The organism is Kribbella sp. NPDC043289, from assembly GCF_056436705.1.
The window spans coordinates 68,549-89,831 of record NZ_JBWKCB010000003.1 but is presented as its reverse complement, the minus strand read 5'-3'; the positions used below and the strand labels follow the sequence as shown (position 1 = coordinate 89,831).

16 protein-coding genes are annotated in these 21,283 nt (G+C 68.7%); 7 read left to right on the top strand and 9 right to left on the bottom strand.

What is annotated here, in order from left to right:
- Genes AC0662_RS18780 through AC0662_RS18765 form a run of 4 tightly spaced genes read left to right on the top strand, consistent with a single transcriptional unit; the run spans position 1 to position 3,637 of the window.
- Positions 1–978 (top strand): ABC transporter permease, encoded by a 978-nt coding sequence (locus tag AC0662_RS18780; protein ID WP_452197173.1) that lies wholly within the window; start codon positions 1–3, stop codon positions 976–978.
- The gene (locus AC0662_RS18775) at positions 965–1,897 is read left to right on the top strand and encodes an ABC transporter permease (RefSeq protein WP_452197174.1); all 933 of its coding nucleotides are present in this window, start codon (positions 965–967) and stop codon (positions 1,895–1,897) included. The genes AC0662_RS18780 and AC0662_RS18775 overlap by 14 nt, the downstream gene beginning before the upstream one ends.
- A complete protein-coding gene (locus AC0662_RS18770; RefSeq protein WP_452197175.1) occupies positions 1,894–2,868 on the top strand; it encodes an ABC transporter ATP-binding protein in 975 nt (324 codons plus the stop codon). Before AC0662_RS18775 ends, AC0662_RS18770 begins: the two co-directional genes overlap by 4 nt.
- Positions 2,861–3,637, top strand: coding sequence for an ATP-binding cassette domain-containing protein (locus tag AC0662_RS18765; RefSeq protein WP_478302058.1), 777 nt, complete (start codon positions 2,861–2,863; stop codon positions 3,635–3,637). The genes AC0662_RS18770 and AC0662_RS18765 overlap by 8 nt, the downstream gene beginning before the upstream one ends.
- A gap of 547 nt (positions 3,638–4,184) precedes the next feature.
- Here the strand turns inward: AC0662_RS18765 and AC0662_RS18760 are convergent.
- The 9 genes from AC0662_RS18760 to AC0662_RS18720 form a co-directional block, all read right to left on the bottom strand.
- Positions 4,185–5,345, bottom strand: coding sequence for a DegT/DnrJ/EryC1/StrS family aminotransferase (locus AC0662_RS18760; protein WP_478302056.1), 1,161 nt, complete (start codon positions 5,343–5,345; stop codon positions 4,185–4,187).
- Positions 5,327–7,075 carry a polysaccharide deacetylase family protein gene (locus AC0662_RS18755; RefSeq protein WP_478302054.1) on the bottom strand — a complete coding sequence of 583 codons (1,749 nt, stop codon included), beginning with the start codon at positions 7,073–7,075 and terminating at the stop codon, positions 5,327–5,329. Before AC0662_RS18755 ends, AC0662_RS18760 begins: the two co-directional genes overlap by 19 nt.
- A 99-nt stretch (positions 7,076–7,174) precedes the next feature.
- A complete protein-coding gene (locus AC0662_RS18750) occupies positions 7,175–8,479 on the bottom strand; it encodes a hypothetical protein (RefSeq protein WP_478302052.1) in 1,305 nt (434 codons plus the stop codon).
- A gap of 84 nt (positions 8,480–8,563) precedes the next feature.
- Positions 8,564–9,220: a Rid family hydrolase gene (locus tag AC0662_RS18745; RefSeq protein WP_478302050.1), complete on the bottom strand. Its 657-nt coding sequence runs from the start codon at positions 9,218–9,220 to the stop codon at positions 8,564–8,566.
- A complete protein-coding gene (locus AC0662_RS18740) occupies positions 9,217–10,797 on the bottom strand; it encodes a flavin monoamine oxidase family protein (protein WP_478302048.1) in 1,581 nt (526 codons plus the stop codon). Before AC0662_RS18740 ends, AC0662_RS18745 begins: the two co-directional genes overlap by 4 nt.
- A gap of 153 nt (positions 10,798–10,950) precedes the next feature.
- Positions 10,951–11,325 carry a cupin domain-containing protein gene (locus AC0662_RS18735; protein ID WP_478302046.1) on the bottom strand — a complete coding sequence of 125 codons (375 nt, stop codon included), beginning with the start codon at positions 11,323–11,325 and terminating at the stop codon, positions 10,951–10,953.
- 5 nt (positions 11,326–11,330) lie between these two features.
- Entirely contained in the window at positions 11,331–12,083 is a 753-nt protein-coding gene (locus AC0662_RS18730; protein WP_478302044.1) for a S1 family peptidase, read from the bottom strand.
- Positions 12,084–12,167: 84 nt separating this feature from the next.
- A complete protein-coding gene (locus tag AC0662_RS18725; protein WP_478302042.1) occupies positions 12,168–14,288 on the bottom strand; it encodes a bifunctional polysaccharide deacetylase/glycosyltransferase family 2 protein in 2,121 nt (706 codons plus the stop codon).
- A 7-nt stretch (positions 14,289–14,295) separates the two neighbouring features.
- Positions 14,296–14,775 carry a hypothetical protein gene (locus AC0662_RS18720; protein ID WP_478302040.1) on the bottom strand — a complete coding sequence of 160 codons (480 nt, stop codon included), beginning with the start codon at positions 14,773–14,775 and terminating at the stop codon, positions 14,296–14,298.
- 256 nt (positions 14,776–15,031) lie between these two features.
- On the opposite strand from AC0662_RS18720, the gene glgX reads away from it, so the two are divergent.
- The 3 genes from glgX to treZ are packed head-to-tail and all read left to right on the top strand — an operon-like array spanning position 15,032 to position 21,275.
- Positions 15,032–17,149: a glycogen debranching protein GlgX gene (gene glgX, locus AC0662_RS18715; protein WP_478302038.1), complete on the top strand. Its 2,118-nt coding sequence runs from the start codon at positions 15,032–15,034 to the stop codon at positions 17,147–17,149.
- Complete coding sequence (gene treY, locus AC0662_RS18710; protein ID WP_478302036.1) at positions 17,146–19,542, top strand: malto-oligosyltrehalose synthase; 2,397 nt, start codon at positions 17,146–17,148, stop codon at positions 19,540–19,542. Before glgX ends, treY begins: the two co-directional genes overlap by 4 nt.
- A gap of 5 nt (positions 19,543–19,547) precedes the next feature.
- Complete coding sequence (gene treZ, locus AC0662_RS18705; RefSeq protein WP_478302034.1) at positions 19,548–21,275, top strand: malto-oligosyltrehalose trehalohydrolase; 1,728 nt, start codon at positions 19,548–19,550, stop codon at positions 21,273–21,275.
- Positions 21,276–21,283: the final 8 nt, after the last annotated feature.

Below are 21,283 nucleotides of genomic sequence, written 5' to 3'. Positions count from 1 at the left end.
GTGGGCCTCGCCGTGTACCTCGGCAAGCGCGTGGTACGGCTGGTGCTGTCCCTGGTCGCGGTCTCGATCATGACCTTCACCCTGCTGCAGCTCGCGCCCGGCAACTTCGCGGACCTGCAGCGGGTGAACAGCGGCGCCACCAACTTCGGTGGCGTCGGCACCGAGTCGATGGTCGGCGAGCTCGAGTCCAGGTACGGCGCCGACGTACCGGTCTGGAAGCAGTACCTGATCTTCATGAAGGGCGCGGTCGTCTGGGACTTCGGCCCGTCGTACAAGTACGCCAGCCGCAACGTGCAGGACATCATCGCGGAGGCGTTCCCGATCTCGGCCACGCTCGCGGTGCTGGCCGTCGTGCTCGCGCTCCTGATCGCCGTACCGGTGGGGGTGTTCGCGGCGTTGCGGCAGAACTCGAAGTCGGACCACACGACGATGTTCGTGGTCACGCTCGGGCACGCGCTGCCGAGCTACTTGAGCGCGGCGTTCATGATCCTGCTGTTCTCGGCCACGCTGAAGTTGTTGCCGTCCGGCGGCTGGAACGGTCCGAAAGACCTGATTCTGCCGGTGCTCGCGCTGAGTCTCGGTCCGGCCGCGGTGCTGGCGCGGTACGTGCGGTCGAGCATGCTCGAGACGCTGCGCGAGGAGTACGTCACCGCGGCGCTGGCCAAGGGCGGCCCCCGGCGTACCGTCATCGTCCGGCACGCGCTGCGCAACTCGCTGATCCCGCTGGTGACCGTGGCCGGTCCACTGCTGGCAGCGTTGATGACGGGCACCGTGTTCGTCGAAGCACTGCTGCGCATCCCCGGCCTCGGGCTGTACTTCGCCAACGCGGCGGCCAGCCGGGACATGCCGTTGCTGATGGGTACGGCGATGTTCTTCGCACTGATCCTGATGCTGACCAACCTGGTCGTGGACCTCGTCTACGGGCTCCTCGACCCCCGGATCCGCACCGTGGGAGGTGGGTCTCATGACGGCCACTGAAGGTGTCGAGGCGGCCGGCGAACTGGCCGCGGCCGGCGCCGAACCCGAACCGATCGAGCTCGGGACCACCGCGCGTGGGCCTTGGTCGCGGGCCTGGTCGCGGTTTCGCAAGCACCGGTTGGCGTTCGGCAGTCTGATCTTCTGCGGGTTGCTGATCGTCGTCGCGATCGCCGCGCCGCTGATCGCGCCGTACGGCTATGAAGAGACCGACATCCAGCACAAGCTGGCCGGTCCGGGCTCGGAAGGGCACCTGCTCGGCACCGACCTGCTCGGCCGCGACATTCTCAGTCGACTGATCTACGGCTTGCAGACGGCGCTGACCGTGGCGTTCGGCGCTGAGCTGACCGCGCTCGTACTGGCGTTGGCGATCGGGCTGCTCGCCGGCTACCTCGGCGGCCGTGTCGAGCAGATCCTGATGGCCTTCACCGATGTGATGTACGCGTTCCCCACCTACTTGTTCGCGGTCGTGATGGTCACGGTGCTCGGTCGCAGCATCTTCGCGCTGGTGGTCGCAATTGGCATCGCGTCCTGGGTCACCCAGGCGCGGCTGGTCCGGGCCCAGGTGATGACGCTGAAGGAACGCGAGTACGTCGAGGCGGCGCGGTCGATGGGCGCCAAGGGAAGCACGATCGCGATCCGGTACATCCTGCCGAACGCGATCGGGCCGATCCTGGTCACCACCAGCTTCGCGATCCCGGCCGCGATCGCCGCCGAGGCGGGCCTGGCGCTGCTCGGGCTCGGCGTCCAGCCGCCGACACCGTCGTGGGGCGCGATGATCAGCGAGGGCAGCCGGTACCTGCTGGCGGCGCCGCACATGCTGGTCGCGCCGGCGGTGCTGTTCGCGCTGACCCTGCTGGCGTTCACCTGGATCGGCGACGGCGTACGGGATGCATTCGACGCGAGTGGGGAGCAGCGATGAGCGAGGAGCCCCTGCTGTCCGTGCGCGGGTTGCGGACGACGTTCCGGCGCGACGGCGGTTCATTGACCGCGGTCGATGGCGTGTCGTTCGACGTACGCCGAGGGCAGGCGCTGGCGGTCGTCGGTGAGAGTGGCAGCGGTAAGAGCGTCACCATGCGCAGCCTGATGGGCATCCTGCCGCGGACCGGCCGGGTCATCGGCGGCCAGGCGATGTTCGACGGTCGCGATCTGCTGTCGATCGGTGAGAAGGAACTGCGCCGGATCCGCGGCCGCGAGATCGCGATGGTGTTCCAGAGCGCGATGGAGGCGATGAACCCGACGCTGACGCTGGAGCGGCAGCTCACCGAACACCTGCTCTGGCACGGCCTGTGTACCAAGGCGGAAGCGCGGAAACGCGCGGTCCGGGCGCTCGGCGACGTCGGCATCCCCGACCCCGAGAAACGGATCCGCACCTACCCGTTCCAGCTGTCCGGCGGGATGCGGCAGCGGGCGATGATCGCGATGGCGATGGTGACCGAGCCGGCGCTGCTGATCGCCGACGAGCCGACCACCGCCGTGGACGTCACCGTGCAGCGGCAGATCCTGGACCTGCTCAAGGACCTGAAGGACCGCGGTACCGGCGTCATCATGGTCACCCACGACCTCGGCGTCGCGCGCTACTTCTGCGACGACGCGGTGGTGATGTACGCCGGTCGCGTGGTCGAGCGGGCACCGATGGACCGGCTGCTCGACGACCCGCGGCACCCGTACAGCGTCGGGCTGCTCGGGTCCGGCGTCGAGGTCGGCGGCCGCGACCTGCCGCTGCGGCCGATCCCCGGCAGCCCACCCGACCTGACCAGGCGCCCGGACGGCTGCCCGTTCCACCCGCGCTGCGCCCGCGCCGAACTGCCGAAGTGCGGAACCGAACAAGAGACCTTGACCATCGGTCCCGGCCGGGACGCTGCGTGCTGGAAGGTGGCCGTCGATGCCTGACGAACTGGTCCGCGCCAAGTCCGTGACCAAGATCTTCCGGACCCGCGCCGGCGAGATACGCGCCGTCGACGACGTCTCGCTGACGGTACGCCGTGGTGAGACGCTCGGCCTGGTTGGCGAAAGTGGCAGTGGTAAGTCGACGATGGCTCGGCTCGTGATGGGGCTGCAGACGCCTACGTCGGGGCGGGTCTCGTTCGACGGGAAGGATCTCGGGACGCTTCCGCCGCGCGAGTTGCGGGTGTTGCGGCCGCGGATGCAGATGGTGTTCCAGAACCCGTACGGTTCACTCCTGCCGCACTTCAGTGCCATCGGCAACGTGATGGAGCCGTTGCGGCTGCACCAACGGGGGGATCAGAAGTCCCGGCGTACCAAGGCGCTCGAGTTGCTCGATCTGGTCGGGATCAATACGCGCCACGCGGAGCTCTATCCGCGGCAGTTCTCCGGCGGTCAGCAGCAGCGCATCGCGATCGCGCGGGCGCTGGCGCTGGAACCCGACCTCCTGGTGTGCGACGAGCCGACATCCTCACTGGACGTCTCGATCCAGGCGCAGATCCTGGAACTGTTCACCGACCTACGGCATCGTCTCGGGTTGTCGTTCCTGTTCATCTCGCACAACCTTGCGGTGGTCGAACGCCTAGCCGACCGCGTCGCCGTGATGAACAAGGGCCAAGTAGTCGAAGAAGCCACCACCGAGACCCTGTTCCGTTCCCCCCAAGACAACTACACCCAACAACTCCTCTCCGCAGTCCTCCCCATCCGCCAGTCCTAATCGCCCACGCGTGCTGGGCGTGTGCTTCCTACGCCGCGATGCCCTCACCGCGCCCGCTCCGCGCGCTCCCACTCACCCCGGCCCACCGCCGTACGCGAGTCTCCGGCTGTCGCCGACGCGAGTGCGAACTCGCGGCTGCGATTGCGTCCCCCTCGCCAGCAGACGAGAACGACCCAAGCGTGCTGAGCAGGCGCTTGCCCGCCCGTCCGCCTGGCCCCGCGTTCCCGCAGCACCGCGACTGGGGAGGATTACCGGCCGTTTTGGGTGCAAGATCCTCCCCAGTCCCGCACGTTCATGATCCCGTTGCCGTGATCGCGTCGCGTCTGCCGAGTGAGCGCCGTACGCGAGTCGGCGGCTGTCGCCGACGCGGGTGCGAACTCGCGGCTGCGATTGCGTCCCCCTCGCCAGCAGACGAGAACGACCCACGCGTGCTGAGCGAGTGCTGGCCCGCTCGTCCGCCGGCATCATCCCGCGCGTCTCTCGTAGTACCGGGACTGGGGAGGATTACCGGCCGTTTTGGGTGCAAGATCCTCCCCAGGCGGGTGGCTTATGGGGTTGCTGCGGTGGTGATTGCGGTTGCTATGGCTTGGGTTTGGGGCTCGGTGCCTAACAGGTAGGGCTGGGGGAGCCAGATGGTGTCTTTGGAGACTGTGTCGGCGTTGGGGCAGGTTGGTTCGGGGTAGGGCTGGCCGAGGCGGTCCGTGATTGCTTGGGACTCGCGGAGTACGGCGGCGTTGCGATGGAGAGGGACATAGCCGGAGGAGGCTCGGGTGAGGCCGGCTTCCTTGAGAGACTCAAGGACGGCGTCGCGTTGGCCGGGGACTCGGAGCATGAACAGGTGGCGGCCGTGGGCCGTGATCGCCGGGTCCTCCGGAGGAAGCTGAATGCCGTCGACCTTCCCCAACAGCTCCGTAAGCAAGCGCGCGTTGCGTTCCCGGATCTCCTGCAGCTTCGGATGCCGGCGGAGCTGGACGCGCAGGATCGCCGCCTGGAACTCGGTCAGCCGCAGGTTGTACCCGACCGCCTCATGCTGATACCAGCCACCACCCGGCACCCGGCCGACGTTCACCAGCGAGTACACCGCCCCGGCCAGCTCCGGCGAGTCGGTGAGTACGGCGCCCCCTTCGCCGGCCGTGATGTTCTTGCTGCTCTGGAAGCTGAACGTGCCGAGATCCCCGATCGCGCCGACCGGTCGTCCCTTGTACGCCGCTCCGTGGGCCTGCGCCGCGTCCTCGATGATCGTCAGGCCGTGCCGGGCGCCGAGTGCGGTGAAGGCGTCCAGGTCCACGGGCCGGCCGGCGAGATGGACGACGACAACCGCCTTGGTCCGCTCAGTGACAGCGGCCTCGGTCGCGACCGGATCCAGCAGGTGCGTGTCCGGATCCACGTCGGCGAACACCGGCACCGCTCCCACGAACAGCGCCGCCGAGGCGGTCGCGATGAACGTGTACGGCGGCACGATCACCTCGTCGCCGATGCCGACGCCCGCGGCGCGCAACGCCACCGCGATCGCGAGAGTCCCGTTGGCCAGACAGACCGCGTGCCCGGCCTGCTGGTACTCCGCGAACTCCTGCTGGAAGGTCGCGACGACATCCCCGCTGGTGCTGCCCCACTTCCCCGAGTGCAGGACGTCCAGCAGTGCCTTCTCCTCGTCGTCGCCGTACTCCGGCCACTCCGGCCAATCCGCCATCATGGTGTGATCACCCATCTGTTGTCTCCAGCAACGATGTCCGTGCTCAGTTCGACAAACGTCCGGCCGAAGCGGACCACCTTGCGCGCCGATCCCGAGCCTTCCTTGACGATCGGCTCGGTCCCAGGGTTCGGAATCGCGAGCAGAAGCGCGGCTCCTGGTACGGGCTCGGCCGCCTGCGCTCGTACCGCGAGACCGTCCGGGTGCGCCTCGACCGAGAGGGCGACGCCACGTCGGCTCCGCTCCCAGTCGTTGATCCGCCCGGCCGTCCACCACGGCATCCCGCGCCGCCGGGCCTCCTCGGCGAGTGCGATACACGCTGCGCGGGTCGGTGGACGACGGTGCAGGTGTGGCCCGTGGAACAAGAAGTGCGCGACGCCGTGCACCGCCTGCGCGCCGTCCAGGATCACGTCGCGGACGGCGGCATGCCCGGCCCACGCGAGATCCTGGGTGTGCAGCGGCAGGTTCAGTACGTCGTAGAACCGGTTGCCCTCAGCAACCGGCGCCAGCGGGAACGACACGTGCGCGGCTCCGAACAGGAAGCCGACGTCACCTTGCTTACTGGGCCCGCGGGACTCGTCGATCTGCACACCGAGCCGCTCGCACCAGGTGTAGAACTCGGTCCACCCTTCCCACCGGGTGTAGTGGTTCTTGTTCGAGATGATCTGTTCGGTGCCGGTCACCGCCTGCGCCCAGGCGTACTGCGCGCGCATCTGCGGCCAGCCCCACACCGCGAGGTCGGCGTCGCCCATCGCGTTGTAATGCAGGGCATTCTCGTGCCCCGCCGCGGTGATCGCGGCGTACAGATCAGTGGAGTACCCGCCGGGGAAGACATGGCACCAGGTCACGGAGACGCCGGCCTCGGCGAACGCGTCGATGGCCGCCTGGCCCTCGTCCTCGACGTTGCCGTCCGAGTCGTGCGACATGTGCGCGACGGCGTCGACACCGGACGGCCAGTACCAGAGCCAGGGCACCGTGGCGCCGGCCTGTTCGGCGCTCCACCACAGGCTCTGCGCGAACAGCGCGCACCACCAGTCTGCCTGCGGCTGGTCGAACATCGGTACGGCGCTCGGCGGCGGATAGGTGTGCTCGTACGGCGTGACGTGGTCCGGCTCGCCCGGTGGCATCGCCCGGTCGCGCTCGAAGCTGAGCGCCATCCCGTCCTCGCACTTGAGAAGACCGTCGTCGATCGGCGCGGTTCCGTCCGCGGCCGGTACGCCGTCCGCGCTGACGGCGTACCCCTGCTGGATCCGGACGATGCTCTGCCACAGGTCGACGCCGTATGTCAGGACGACGCCCGCGCCGAGGCGGCGAAGGGTGACCGCGGCGGTGTCGTCCTGCCAGCGGGCGAGGACCTCAACATTCTCGCTGGTCAGCCGGCTCCCGCCATGCGCATGGAGTGGGATCGGTGGCACGGACGACCAGACCGAGCTGTCAGCGACCGTGACGTGGTCCTCCAGCACGGTCTCGTACGCCGTGACGCCGGCGAGCGTGGACGTCGGGCCGGGATCGCCGACGATGATCAGCGCACCGCCGTCACGCACCCACTGCTCGAGTGCGCTCGACGGCTCGGACTGTGGGGTGGTCGCGAAGACGAGCACGGAGACGTCGTCGGGCGGCGTGGCCGCCGCGTCCGGGGAGATCGAGCGGTAGGGCAGCCGGAGATGTCCGAGCACCTCGGTCAGGTAGACCCACCAGGCGTCCTGACCCGCCTGGTGGGCCCGCTCGATCGCCACCTGGTCGTCCACCACTGCGACTGCAGGAAGAGGTTCTGGCACGCGAACTACCCTGCCCCAGGCATTCACCTTCGGCAAGACCTAAATAGCTGTTATGGACGACCGTAATAACTAACGGGGGAGCTTCTCGACCAGTAATTGGTACGGCCGCGGCGGTCGGCCGAGCTTGTTCGAGCGGGGTGGCGGCATCGGCCAGGCCAGTCCTTCGTCGACCAGTGTGCTCAGGGTCCGGCGCGCGGTTCGGAGTGTGACGCCGAGCAGTTCGGCGACCCGCTCCGCGTCGACGATCCGCTCGGTGTCGTTCGCCTTCTCCAGTTGCTCGGCCAGCGAGGCCAGGATCTGTAGGGCCCGCGAGTCCTCGTGCACGGGTCGCTCGGCGGCGCGGGCGCGTTCGCCGGGGACCTGCAGAACGAAGCCGTGCGGACCGACCACGAACGCGGTGCCGCCGCCCGCTGCCTTGTCGACCGCGGACTGGGCGTTCACCTCCGCCTCGCGGGTCGACGTGCCGAGCCCGATGCCGACCTCCAGCCGGATCCCGAGCTCCTCGGAGATCCGGTCCAGGAACGGGGCCATCGACAAGTTGTCGGTGGCCAGCCGCAGCGAGCCCATTGTCGTGACGATCAGGAAGCTGTGCTCGTCGCGCGGCACCACCGCGGCGTCCATCGGCCGGGCGTCGCGCAGCAGTTCGCGGTGCAGCGACAGCTTCAGCTCCTGGTACCAGTACGCGCTCGCGCTGGCGTGCGCCGGCAGGGAAGCGGCCGGCACCCGGACGATCATCGTGACGATCCGCGACTCCTCGAGCTTGGCGCCGCCGCCCATCAGGATCGCGGTCGTCAGCGCCTGCCGGATCGTCATCGACGACGGCGTCATCCGCAGGGTCGGTACGCCGGCCTCGCGCAGCGCGACGTCGACGGTCGGCACCGTCGTCACCGCACCGGTAGTCCGACCGCGCTGGTACAGGGAGCGATGGAAGCCGAGGAACTCCGCGGCCGACTCCGGTCCGGTGTACTCCTTCAGCCGTACGCCGGACGCGCTCAGGCCGACCTCTTCGTAGACAAGCGTCAGATCACGCCGCGACATCGTGTCGACGCTGATCCGGGCCGGATCGAAGACCTTCTCCAGCACGCCGCGGAGCAAAGTAGAGAACAATGCGGGCCCGCCGCTCGGCACGTACGTCGCCGGGACCGGCAGCCCGCCCGCGACCGCCATGTCGTACGGCAGCGGGCCGGCGAACAGGAAGACGTCGACCCGCGACGCGATCCGCATCGCCTGCTCGTGCGCGTCGAGTTCGTCGGCGTACACGGCAGTGACCAGGCGCAGTGCCGGGTTGTCCAGCTCGCGGCCCAGGTCGATGGTCCGGTGCACGATCTGGTCGGCGCCGACGAGGCCGACCGTGACCTGTTCGTGGGGCGCCATGTCAGCGACTCCGGCCGGCCGCGCGAACGAGTAGCACCCAGCCAGGTTAACCGGCTGGGTGCTACGGAGGCCGGACCTCCGGGGTCAGCGCTTCGGGTACGCCGCGTCGACCTCCACCTCGACGAGCCATCCGGCGACCGGGAGATTCTCGATCTCCAGGGCGAACCGGGACGGGCGGGACTTGTTGACGACGAACGGTTTCGCGGGTGCCGCCGTACCGAGGGGGACTGCGACGTACGCGCCGGTGGTGAGGTCGGTGTTGGCGAAGTACTGGCGGTACGCGCGGTTCCAGCCGGCGAAGTCGGCGGTCGCGGCGCCGGCGGGGTTCTGCAGGAACACGCGCATCGTGTACACGTCGGCGTACGACAGGCCTGCCGCCTGCAGGTTCTCCCCGATCCGGCGCAGCACGTTGATGCCCTGCGCCTCGGTGATCGTCACGCCCGCCGGCAGCGTGCCGCCGGGGAACACGACGGTGTCGACGTACGCCGCCTCGGATCCGGCCGGTGCCCCGGTGTTGAGGGCCGACGGGCCGATCCCGCTGGTCTTGTAGACCGCTGTGTTCGCACCGATCCCGACGCCACTCGCGATCATCGGGTTGGCCTGCCCGGCGGGCAGTGCCGGGACGACCGTGCCAGGCTTCGGCGGCTGTGGCTTGTCCCACCAGCCGGCCGCTGTCCCGGCGCCGGCCGTGAACGACACGACCACGGCGACAACCCCGGCGATCAGGCGTGTCCTCTTCATCGGCCGGTCACCACCCGGCTGTGCAGGGCGGTCACGGTGGCCCGGGCCGATGTGATCGCGCCGTGCTGCCAGGCGATCACATGCGACAGGTGGTCGCCGGCGAAGTAGATGTTGCCGGTGGCATCGAGCAGCCGGGCGTAGATCCCGTCGGTCTGGGACGGCCAGCTGACCCAGGACGCCTCCGAGTACTTGGTGCCCATCCAGTTCACCGAGAACGACGCCTTGACGTCCTTGCCGTAGGTGTCGCCATGGATCTTGGTGCCCTGGGCGAGGGCCCGTTCGAGGCGGGCGGCCGGCGTCAGGGCGCCGTACGTGTTCGCGTTCGTGCCGGTGTTGTAGTAGCCGATCAGCGTCCCGCGCTCGCCGTGGAAACCGTACGAGGGATACCAGGTGTTGACCGTGTCCAGGGTGCTGTTGGTGATCCCGCCGTAGATCCGGTGGTCCTCCTCCCACCAGCGCCGGCCGTACTCGATGCCGATCTTGCCCGCGTTCGTCGGCCGCGCGTACCGGAGCGACTCGAGGATCGGCGCGGGCAGGTTGGACGGGACCTTCGCGGCCAGGTGCGGCGGCAGTGTGCAGATCGCGTAGTCCGCGCTGAGCACCCGCGTCCGCGTACCGCTCGTGTAGGTGACCTCGACGCCGGACGTGGTGTTCCGCAGACCGGTCACCTCGGCGCCGTAGTGGATCTTGTCCTTGCCGATCGCGCGCTCGAACGCGTACGGGATCCGGTCCATGCCGCCGACCGGCTGGAACATCATCATCGCCTGGTCCCAGCCGAACTCGAACGAGAAGTAGTTGCCGACGCCACTCGCGAAGACGTCGCTCAGGGCGTACGGCGCCGCCGTCGTACCGCCTTCGAGTCCGGCACCCGGCTCGACGGTGTAACCGCGACGGCCGTCGGCACCGGTGTAGGCGAACCCGGACGCCTTGTTGCCGATCGAGCCGAAGCTGCCGAGGAACCCGATCAGCGCCTGCTTGTCGGTCGCCGTCAGCACGGCGTCAAGGGCGCCCTGATCCGTAGCGGTAGCGAGCAGTTCGGCGACGTACCCGTAGACGTCCGCCTTCGCGGTGCGGTGCCGGATCGGCTTGTTGGACAGGGCGCTCGTGCCTTCGCGGTACAGGTACGCGTCGGCGTTCTGGTTGACGAAGGGCTCGATCGCGACGCCGAGTTCACGGCAGTAGTCGAGCGTCACGTGGTGCTGCGGCAGCCGGCCCGGACCGGCGTTCATGTACTGACCGGGCGAGAACGTCGCGCGCTGGGTGTTGCCGGCCAGGTCGGTCTCCACGGTGCCGCCGCGGACCGTCCAGTTGCGGCCGCCCGGACGGGTCCGCGCCTCCAGCAGCGTGACCTGGTAGCCGGCCTTGAGCAGTTCGTACGCCGACGTGAGACCGGCGATCCCGGCGCCGAGCACCACGATGTGCTTGCGGCGGCCGTTCATCTCGACCCGCGACGGGGCGGCGTACGCGGGGGTCTCGGCGACACTCGTGAGGCCGAGTGCGGACATCGTGGAGTACAGGACTCCTGCGCCACCGGTGATACCGACCTGCTGCAGGAACTGACGTCTGGTCTGCGCCATGCCTTCTCCTCACTGGGCAACTCGCTGAGCAACTCACTTGGGCGGTGGAGTTGCTGACGAGAAAGCTATGGAGAAGGTGTTTTCGCGGCGTGACAGGACCGTAACGAGCAGACGCTCGTACCGAGAGGTATGTTGCGAGTTGACGAACCTGACCTAACCGCGTGGCGGAGCGTCGACGTTTACGGTAGGGATCCCACCGCCGGCGCGGGCGATGATCGCCAGCGACGGGTCGTCGGTGGGGTTGCTCTCGCGGTGGATGGTGAACGCGGGCACGTGCACGAAGTCGCCCGCCACCGCGTCCAGGTACTCGTCGGTGCCTTCGAACTCCAGACGCAGTACGCCGGAGACGATGTAGAGGCTGCTCTCGTTCTTGTCGTGGTGATGCCAGCCGGAGATGGCGCCGGGCTGGGTGACCACCTGCCCGGCCCACAGGATCGGGAGCTCGAAGGCGCGCATCCGGAGCATGCCGGAGGTCGGATCGGCGGCGACCAGGTCGCCGGCCTTGATGACGCGGACTGGTTCGGGCATACCCCTCAGTGTTGCAGCAGCGCCTTGGCCATGGTGGCGACCTCCGCGTACACGCCGGGCTTATCGGGTTGGGCACAGCCCTGACCCCAGGAGACGACACCGAGCAGACGGCCGTTCAGGACCAGCGGGCCACCGGAGTCGCCCTGGCAGGCGTCGGTTCCGCCCTTGCGGTAGCCGGCGCAGATGTTGGTCGCCGCCGCGTAGCCGCCGGCGACGTAGCTCTTGTTCGCCAGGCAGGCGTTGTCCCCGAGGTCCGGCACCGAGGCCTTCTGCAGCGTCGTGTCCGGCCCGGTGCCCTGCGTGTCACCCCACCCGTAGACGACCGGTACGGCGCCGGCGCGGTCCGCCCGCGCGTGCGTCTCGAGCGGCAGCACCGGTACGCCGCGGAACGGCCTGCTCAGCGTCAGTACGGCGACGTCGTACCGGTGGTCCTTCGTGTTGTAACCGGGGTGGATCCACACCTTGCGGATCCGCGACGTCTGACCGACCGAGTTGTCCGCGAGATCGGCCCGCCCCTGCACCGCGTAGTACGTCGACATGTCCTCGTCCATGCAGTGCGCGGCGGTGACGATCTTGTCCGGCGCGATCAGGGTCGCCCCGCAGTACAGCCCGTTCGGCGACGCGGACTGGCTGTTGTTCAACGCAATCGCCCACGGCGCCTCGGTCGTACTCGCCACCGTCCCCCCGACGATCACCGGTCTTGCCCCGGCGGTGACAACGAGCAGAATCCCGGCAAGTAGTACGACCCGCTTCAACATCTATTTCACTCCACGTGAGACAACAATCGCTCCACGTAAAGTTTCACACCGAGCCCAGTCGCCCGCAGGCCCCACGCCGTACTGCTAGGAGCCGACTGGGGCTTGGAGGCTTCCGTAGCGTTCCATGCGTTGCCAGCGGAGGCGGGTGCCGGCCAGTGCGGTGAAGACGGACTGGATGACTACGAGGTACATCAGCTGGCGGTAGACGAGCTGCTGCAGCGGCAGGGTCCACAGTGGTCCGGAGCGCTCTCCGTCGAGGCGGAAGGCGTAGAAACCCATAGCGAGCTGCAGGAGGACGAAGCCGGCCCAGACCGACAGCACGCGGACCGGATTGAGGAAGACGAGTCCGTAGATCGCGAACACGTCCACAACCGGCGCCAGCAAGGGCAGCAGCACCTGGAAGAGCATGAGGTACGTCAGACCGCGCCGACCGAACTTCCCGGCCCGACCGCCCTGCACTGCCGCGCCGCGGTGTTTCCACATCGCCTGGAGCGTGCCGTAGCACCAGCGATACCGCTGCCGCCACAGTGCGCCCAGTGACGCCGGCGCCTCGGTCCACGCCACCGCGCTCTCCTCGTACACCACTCGCCACCCGTCCCGGCACAGCGCCATGGTCAGGTCGGTGTCCTCCGCCAGCGTCACGTCACTCAGCCCACCGATGCGCTCCAACGCCGTACGACGGAATGCGCCGACCGCACCGGGCACGGTGGGCATGCACTCGGCCAGGTCGAACAACCTGCGGTCCAGGTTGAAGCCGATCACGTACTCGATGTGCTGCCAGCGCCCGATCAGACCGCCGCGGTTGCCCACCTTGGCGTTCCCCGACACCGCGCCAACGGCAGGGTGCCCGAACGGCTGGATCAGCTTCCGTACGGCGTCCGGCTCGAACACGGTGTCGCCGTCGACCATCACGATCAGCTCGAACCGCGCCGCCTGCAGTCCGGTGTTGAGTGCGACCGGCTTACCCGCATTGGCCTGCCGGATCACCCGGACCCCGGGAATCCGCAGTGCCTCGACGAGGTCCGCCGTACCGTCGGTCGATCCGTCGTCGACGACGATCACCTCGAGCGGGTGGTCCGACGCCACCAGCGAGCGGATGGCCGCCTCGATCCCCGCGCTTTCGTTGTAGGCCGGAACGATGACGCTGACCGGTTCGGTCACGGGTGGTCCGTACGACCAGTCGCGCATCTTCGCGTGGCGCCGTGCGGCGACGACGGTGGTGATGGCCCGGAGCACGCTCAGCGCGCCGGCGGCGTACAGGAGCCAGGTGATGATGCTGAGGATCCAGTCGCTGATCCGCATCGCCCAGATGGCTGCCATGCCACGGCCGCGTTCCAGCAGACCTGCGGAGTGCGTGGGGTCGGGCAGACCGACCGCGTCGCTGACCGTCGCGAACCGGAAGCCGCGAGCCTTCAGCCGCGGGAGCAGCTTGCTCAGCGCCTCGACGGTCTCGCTGCGGTCGCCACCGGCGTCGTGCATCAGCAGCACCTGGCCGGCAGTGCTGCTCGGCATCGAGTTGGCGATCACCTGGTCGGTGCCGGGCTTGCGCCAGTCCTCACTGTCCTGAGTGGTGAGCACCGACAGGTATCCGGCGTCCCGGATCTGCTGGAGAGCGGCCCAGTCGCGGTCCGTCAGCGCGCGCGGTTCCGAGGAGTACGGCGGCCTGAGCAGCGTCGTACTGAGACCAGTGGCACCCGCGAGGATCAGCTGGCTCTGCCGGAGTTCCAGTGCGCGGCGCCAGGGTGCCGCGGTGGAGAGATTGGCGTGGGTGAAGCTGTGTACTGCGATCTGGTGGCCTTCGGACACGATCCGGCGGGCGATGTCGGGATGCGCGGCGACCGCCGTACCGACGACGAAGAAGGTCGCGTGCACCTGCTGATCCCGGAGCAAGTCCAGGATCCTCGGTGTCCAGACGGGATCCGGTCCGTCGTCGAAGGTGAGTGCGATGGTGCGCGCGTGCGGTGACACCGAGCGCGGTGCGCCGGCTCCGGCGTCGATCACCGGTCCGCCGGTGATGATCGACCGCGGGACTGTTCCGGACCCACCGACCGGCTGGACCGCGCCGTCCGGCGCCGCACCGAACATGTGGTGCGTGTAGCCGTTCAGCAACAACATGCTGGACAGGCAGACCAGCAGCATCGTCAGGACGATCCAGTGCGTCCGCAGCGGGACCGGTTTGGCGCGTCGAGCGACCGGTCTGCTCACGATTCGTTCACGGCTTACCCGGCGTCTTGGTCTGACCCGTCGGCGGCGCGGTCGGCTTCTTGCCGTGCGTCGTGGTCGTCGTGGTCGTCGTGGTCGTCGGCGCGGTGGTCGTGGCCGTTGTAGTGGGAACGGTCGTCGTAGTGCTCGTCGGTACGACGGTGAGCGTCGGGGGCACCGGTGTGACCGGCGGGACGATCGTCGGGGAGACGCCGGGCGTCACGGGAGCTGTGGGGGGAGCGCTCGTGGGAGCCGTCGTCGCCGACGTGGTGGTCGAGCTCGTCGTACCGGTGGTCGTCGACCCGGAGTCGGTCGAGGAGGTGCTGCTCGGCCCGTCGCCCGGCTTCGTGGTGCCGGCGACGGAGGTCGGGAGGGGAGTCTGGATCGCGGCTTCGACCGGCTCGGTCGGCCGGTTCTTCGGCTTGGCGGCTTCGGGGAGGGGGATCAGCGGCGTGTCCATGTGCGGTCCGCCGAGAAGGCTACTGGCCATGAGCACCAGGTAACCGACGGTAGGCACGGCAAGGAAGGCGCCGGTTCTGCGGATCGTGCGACGGCGGCGCCCGGTCGAGTCCAGAAAGACAGGCCGCCGGGAAGGCGGTTTCACAAGCGCAAGACCTTAGCCCAGTTGAGCCGAAATTGGGACGTTAAAGCCCTTGCAGCTTCCTGCAACCCCTTACCCAGTGAATTCTTGGAACCGAAACACCCCGCGTGCGGCCTCCGACGGTCCGGGTGGCTACTGTCATCAAGTGCAGAAATGGCCTGGTCGTCCCTACCCTCTCGGTGCCACGTACGACGGCGCCGGGACGAACTTCGCGGTGTTCTCGGAGGTTGCCGAACGCGTCGATCTGGCGCTGCTCGGCGAGGACGGCACCGAGCAGCTGGTGCAGCTGACCGAGGTGGACGGGTTCGTCCACCACGCGTACCTGCCGGGCGTGCAGCCCGGCCAGCGGTACGGCTTCCGCGTGCACGGCCCGTACAACCCGGCCGAAGGCCACCGGTGCAACCCGTCGAAGCTGCTGCTGGACCCGTACGCGAAAGCGATCGACGGCCAGCTGGACGGTGACGAGTCGCTGTTCAGCTACCGGTTCGGCAACCCGGACGAGCTGAACACGATGGACAACCGGGAGCACACGATGCTCTCGGTGGTGACCAACCCGTTCTTCGACTGGGGCACCGACCGCCCGCCGGGCCACGCGTACCACGAGACGGTCATCTACGAGGCACACGTCAAGGGCCTCACCAAGACGCACCCGGGCCTGCCCGACGAGATCCGCGGCACGTACGCGGGGATCGGGCACCCGGCGATCATCGAGCACCTCAAGGAGCTCGGGGTGTCCGCGATCGAACTGATGCCGGTGCACCAGTTCGCCCAGGACGGGCACCTGCAGGAGATCGGCCTGTCCAACTACTGGGGCTACAACACGATCGGCTTCTTCGCGCCGCACAACGCCTACGCGTCGACCGGCACCCGCGGCCAGCAGGTGACCGAGTTCAAGGCGATGGTGAAGGCGCTGCACGAGGCGGACATCGAGGTCATCCTCGACGTGGTCTACAACCACACCGCCGAGGGGAACGAGTTCGGCCCGACACTGTCCTTCAAGGGCATCGACAACGCGGCGTACTACCGGCTGGTGGACGAGGACAAGCAGCACTACTACGACACCACCGGCACCGGCAACAGCCTCCTGATGCGGCACCCACACGTCCTGCAGCTGATCATGGACTCGCTGCGGTACTGGGTCACCGAGATGCACGTCGACGGCTTCCGCTTCGACCTCGCGGCCACACTGGCCCGCCAGTTCCACGAGGTGGACCGGCTGTCGGCGTTCTTCGACCTGGTCCAGCAGGACCCGGTGGTCAGCCAGGTGAAGCTGATCGCCGAGCCGTGGGACGTCGGCGACGGCGGCTACCAGGTCGGCAACTTCCCGCCGCTGTGGACGGAGTGGAACGGCAAGTACCGCGACACCGTCCGGGACTACTGGCGGGGCGAGAAGTTCACGGTGGCCGAGTTCGCCTCCCGGCTGACCGGTTCGTCGGACCTCTACCAGGACGACAGCCGCCGGCCGTTGGCGAGTATCAACTTCGTCACCGCCCACGACGGCTTCACCCTGCGCGACCTGGTCTCGTACAACGAGAAGCACAACGAGGCGAACGGCGAGGGCGGCAACGACGGCGAGAGTCACAACCGCTCCTGGAACTGCGGCGTCGAGGGCCCGACCGACGACCCCGAGGTACTGCGGCTGCGGGCCAAGCAGGAACGCAACTTCCTGACCACGCTGATGATCTCGCAGGGTGTGCCGATGATCGCCCACGGCGACGAGCTCGGCCGCACCCAGGGCGGCAACAACAACGTCTACTGCCAGGACAACGAGATCGCCTGGATCGACTGGGAGCTCGCCGAGCCGCAGAAGCACCTGCTCGAGTTCACCCGGTCGCTGGTCCGGCTGCGCAACAACCACCCGGTGCTGCGCCGCCGCCGGTTCTTCCACGGCGACACCGGCATCGACGGACTCGGTGATCTGGTCTGGTTCACGCCGAAGGGCACCGAGATGCAGGGTGGCGACTGGCAGCGCGACGACGCCCAGGCGATCGCGGTGTTCCTGAACGGCGACGCGATCTCCGAGCCGGACCTGCGTGGCGAGCCGGTGGTCGACGACTCGTTCCTGGTGTTGCTGAACGGCAACTACGAGCCGGTCGACTTCCTCCTCCCACCCGAGGAGTACGGCGAGAGCTGGACGGTCGCGGTCGACACGACCAGCGTTGCCGGTGAGCCGGCCGCCGAGCCGCATCCGGCCGGCACCACCGTCCAGCTGGAGGCCCGCGCAACGATGGTCCTGACCCGCCCGCGGCAGGCCGCCGGATGATGGGGGTCCCGCAGGCCACCTACCGGTTCCAGCTCCGCGCCGAGTTCGGCTTCGACGACGCCGCCGCGGTAGTCCCGTACCTGTCGAGCCTCGGGATCTCCCACGCTTACCTCTCCCCGGTCCTCCAGGCCGCCCCTGGGTCCACCCACGGGTACGACGTGGTGGACCACAGCCGGCTGTCCGAGCAGATGGGTGGGCGCGCCGCGTTCAACCGGCTCTCGCTCCAGCTGGCGCAACACCGCCTCGGCGCGATCGCGGACGTCGTACCGAACCATGTCGCCGTGCCGACGCCGGAGAGCCTGAACAAGGCGCTGTGGTCGGTGCTGCGGCTCGGGCCCGGTTCGCAGTACGCCGAGTGGTTCGACGTCGACTGGGGCTCGGGGAACCAGCCGTTGCTGATGGCGGTGCTCGGCCAGCGCATCGGCAAGGTGCTGGCCGACGACGAGCTGTCGATCGACGGCGACGTCCTGCGGTACTACGACCACGAGTACCCGCTGCGGCCCGGGACCGAGGAGCTGCCGCTCGAGGAGCTCGTCACCGAGCAGTGGTACCGCTTGGCCCATTGGCGGGTCGCTGACGAGGAGCTGAACTACCGGCGCTTCTTCGACGTCGACACCCTCGCCGCGGTGCGTCAGGAGACCCAGGAGGTCTTCGACGCGACTCACGAGCTACTGCTCGCGCTGCTGCACGAGGGCAAGCTCCACGGCTACCGGATCGACCATCCGGACGGGCTGGCGGACCCGCGTGGTTACCTGCGCCGTCTGGCCGAGCGGACCGGTGGCGCGTGGGTCGTGGTCGAGAAGATTCTCGAGGGCGACGAGGAGCTCCCCAGCGACTGGCCCTGCGCCGGCACCACGGGGTACGACGCTCTGCTGCGCGTCGGCGGCCTGTTCGTCGACCCCGCCGGCGCGGCGCCGCTCGCAGCGCTGCACTCCGAGCTGACCGGTGCACCGGCCGACTTCGGGCCGGTGGTGGAGGAGGCGAAGCGCGAGATCGTCCAGCACGGGCAGTACGCGGAGGTGCATCGGCTGGTCGAGTTGCTGGCGCGCATCTGTCAGGACGACGTCCGGCTGCGGGATCACACCAGGCGGGCGTTCCACGAGGTCGTGGCCGAGCTGCTGGTCCAGTTCGATGTCTACCGCGCGTACGTCGTGCCTGGGGAGGAGCCGTCGCCTACGGCAGTCGCTGCGTTGGAGCGGGCGGCGGACAAGGCGCGGGCGAATCTCGCCGAGGACCGGCACGCGACGCTGGACGTCGTACTGCATCTGCTGCTCGGGCGGGAGACGAGCACGATCGACGAGCAGGCGCGAGCCGAGCTGATTGTGCGCTTCCAGCAGACCTGTGGACCGGTGATGGCGAAGGGGGTCGAGGACACCGCGTTCTACCGGTGGCTGCGGCTCACGTCGCTGAACGAGGTCGGTGGCGACCCGGAGCACTTCGGTGTCACGCCGGAGGAGTTCCACGCGTACTCGACCCAGCTGAACAAGCACTGGCCGAAGACGATGACCACGCTGTCAACGCACGACACCAAGCGGTCGGAGGACGTCCGGGCCCGGCTCGGAGTGCTGTCCGAGCAGCCCGCGGCGTGGTCCGAGGCGGTCCGGGAGTGGCGTCGGCTGTCGGAGGACCACCGGACTCCCGCGCTGGACGGCAGCACGGAGTACCTGTTCTGGCAGACGCTCTTCGGCAGCTGGGACGACGGACCGCTCGCCGAGGACCGTCTGCAGGCCTATCTGCTGAAGGCGATCCGTGAAGCGAAGCGGCACACGTCCTGGACCTCGCCGGACGACGAGTACGAGCAGACCGTCGCCGCCTTCGCCACTGCAGTGCTGAACGATGACAACGTGCTCACCGCGGTACGCCGCTTTGCGGACGAGCAGACCGAGTACGTCCGGGCGGCGACGCTCGGTCAGAAGCTGGTGCAGCTGACGATGCCTGGCGTACCGGATGTCTATCAAGGCACCGAGCTGGTGGACCTGTCCCTCGTCGACCCGGACAACCGGCGACCAGTGGACTACAAGGACCGCGTGGCGCGGCTGCAGCGTTTGGACTCAGGGGGCAAGCCGGAGGACCTGTCCGACGAGAAGCTGCTCGTCACGTCGCGGGCGATCCGCCTCCGCCGGCAGTACCCGGATGCGTTCGGGGGCAGCTACGCGCCGCTTCCGACGTCCAACGGGCACGCGGTCGCGTTTGCTCGTGGCGACGCTGTCATCACCGTGGCGACCAGACTGCCGGCCGCACTGCGCCGTCTGGGCGGCTGGGGTGAGAGCACCGTCGTATTGCCGGCCGGCCACTGGAAAAACGTGCTGACCGGCCGTGAGGTCGGCAGCGGCGCGGCGCGGATCGACGAGCTGCTGAGCGACCTGCCCGTCGCCTTGCTGGTCAGGAGCTGAGACTCGTGCACACCTTCCGCGTCTGGGTGCCCAAGGCAACCAACGTCGACCTGGTCCTGCGCGACGGCGTGCTGCCGATGCGCTGGGTCGACGACGGCTGGTGGGAGCGCGAGGTGGTCGAGGCGCACCACGGCACCGACTACGCGTACTCAGTCGACGGTGGCGACCCGATGCCCGACCCACGCAGCCCGTGGCAGCCCGACGGTGTACACGGGTTCAGCCGGGTCTTCGAGGCGGACCGCTTCGAATGGAGTGACGACAGCTGGACCGGTCGCGACGTCCACGGCTCGGTGTTCTACGAGCTGCATCTGGGCACGTTCACGCTCGAAGGAACGCTGGACGCCGCCGCGGAGCACTTGGACTACTTGGCGGTGCTGGGCGTGGAGGTGGTCTCCCTCCTCCCGGTCGCCGCGTTTCCCGGCGTACACGGCTGGGGGTACGACGGTGTGGACCTCTACGCCGTCCATCACCCGTACGGCGGTCCGGAAGCACTGCAGCGGTTCGTCGACCGGTGTCACGATGCCGGACTGGCCGTTTGTCTCGACGTGGTCTACAACCACCTCGGTCCGAGCGGCAACTACCTCGCGAGCTTCGGTCCGTACTTCACCGACCGGCACTCGACCCCGTGGGGTCCGGCGGTCAACCTCGACGACACCGGCAGCACCGAGGTACGCCGATGGATCTGCGACAACGCACTGCGCTGGTTCCGCGACTTCCACATCGACGTACTGCGACTGGACGCCGTGCACGCACTGGTCGACGACAGCCCGACGCATCTCCTCCAGCAGCTCTCGACCGAGACCGCGGCGCTGTCGCGAGAGCTCGGCCGGCCGCTGGGGCTGGTCGCCGAGTCCGACCTGAACGACCCGCGCACCGTGGAGCCGGTGTCCGCGGGCGGGATGGGGATGACGGCGCAGTGGAGCGACGACTTCCACCACGCGCTGCACTCACTCCTGACCGGCGAACGGTTCGGGTACTACGTGGACTTCGGCGACCCGGCCGTCTTCGCGAAGACGCTGACCCGGGTGTTCCTGCACGACGGGACGTACTCGACCTTCCGCGGCAAGGACTGGGGACGACCGGTCGACCCGCGCAAGCACCGGGGTGGTGAGTTCCTCGCCTACACGTCGAACCACGACCAGATCGGCAACCGCGCGCTTGGCGACCGGCCGGCGCTGACACCCGGCCAGCTCGCGATCGGCGCGGCGCTGGTGCTCACCTCGCCGTACACGCCGATGTTGTTCATGGGTGAGGAGTGGGGCGCCTCGACACCGTGGCGGTTCTTCACCGACTTCGACGAGCCGGCGCTGGCGGACGCGGTGCGGACCGGGCGGCGGCGGGAGTTCGCGGAGTTCGGGTGGGACGCTGACGAGATTCCGGACCCGCAGGACCCGGAGACCTGGCGCAGCTCGGTGCTGGACTGGTCCGAGCTGGACGACGCGCCGCACCACGAGCTGCTCGGCTGGTACCGGCACCTGCTCACCTTCCGCGCCCGGATGCCGGAGCTGCGCGACGACCGGCTGGAATCCGTCGGGATCTCCTACGATCCGGCCGGGCGCTGGCTGGTGGTGGCGCGCGGCAGCCTGCGCGTGGTCGCGAATCTGGCGGCCGAGCCCGCCGTGGTGCCGGTCGCCGAGGACCCGGAGTACCTGGTGATGGCGTTCGGCACCGCCGAGGTGACGGTCGACGGTGTGCGGTTGCCCGGTCACGGTGTCGCGATCGTTTCCGTCTGAGAATTTCC

Excerpts from the sequence above, each read along its gene's own strand:
- AC0662_RS18770 (WP_452197175.1), top strand. The coding sequence starts at position 1,894 with ATGAGCGAGGAGCCCCTGCTGTCCGTGCGCGGGTTGCGGACGACGTTC.
- AC0662_RS18775 (WP_452197174.1), top strand. The coding sequence starts at position 965 with ATGACGGCCACTGAAGGTGTCGAGGCGGCCGGCGAACTGGCCGCGGCC.
- AC0662_RS18765 (WP_478302058.1), top strand. The coding sequence starts at position 2,861 with ATGCCTGACGAACTGGTCCGCGCCAAGTCCGTGACCAAGATCTTCCGG.
- treY (WP_478302036.1), top strand. The coding sequence starts at position 17,146 with ATGATGGGGGTCCCGCAGGCCACCTACCGGTTCCAGCTCCGCGCCGAG.
- AC0662_RS18760 (WP_478302056.1), bottom strand. The coding sequence starts at position 5,345 with ATGGGTGATCACACCATGATGGCGGATTGGCCGGAGTGGCCGGAGTAC.
- AC0662_RS18740 (WP_478302048.1), bottom strand. The coding sequence starts at position 10,797 with ATGGCGCAGACCAGACGTCAGTTCCTGCAGCAGGTCGGTATCACCGGT.
- AC0662_RS18735 (WP_478302046.1), bottom strand. The coding sequence starts at position 11,325 with ATGCCCGAACCAGTCCGCGTCATCAAGGCCGGCGACCTGGTCGCCGCC.
- AC0662_RS18720 (WP_478302040.1), bottom strand. The coding sequence starts at position 14,775 with ATGGCCAGTAGCCTTCTCGGCGGACCGCACATGGACACGCCGCTGATC.
- AC0662_RS18730 (WP_478302044.1), bottom strand. The coding sequence starts at position 12,083 with ATGTTGAAGCGGGTCGTACTACTTGCCGGGATTCTGCTCGTTGTCACC.
- AC0662_RS18750 (WP_478302052.1), bottom strand. The coding sequence starts at position 8,479 with ATGGCGCCCCACGAACAGGTCACGGTCGGCCTCGTCGGCGCCGACCAG.
- AC0662_RS18745 (WP_478302050.1), bottom strand. The coding sequence starts at position 9,220 with ATGAAGAGGACACGCCTGATCGCCGGGGTTGTCGCCGTGGTCGTGTCG.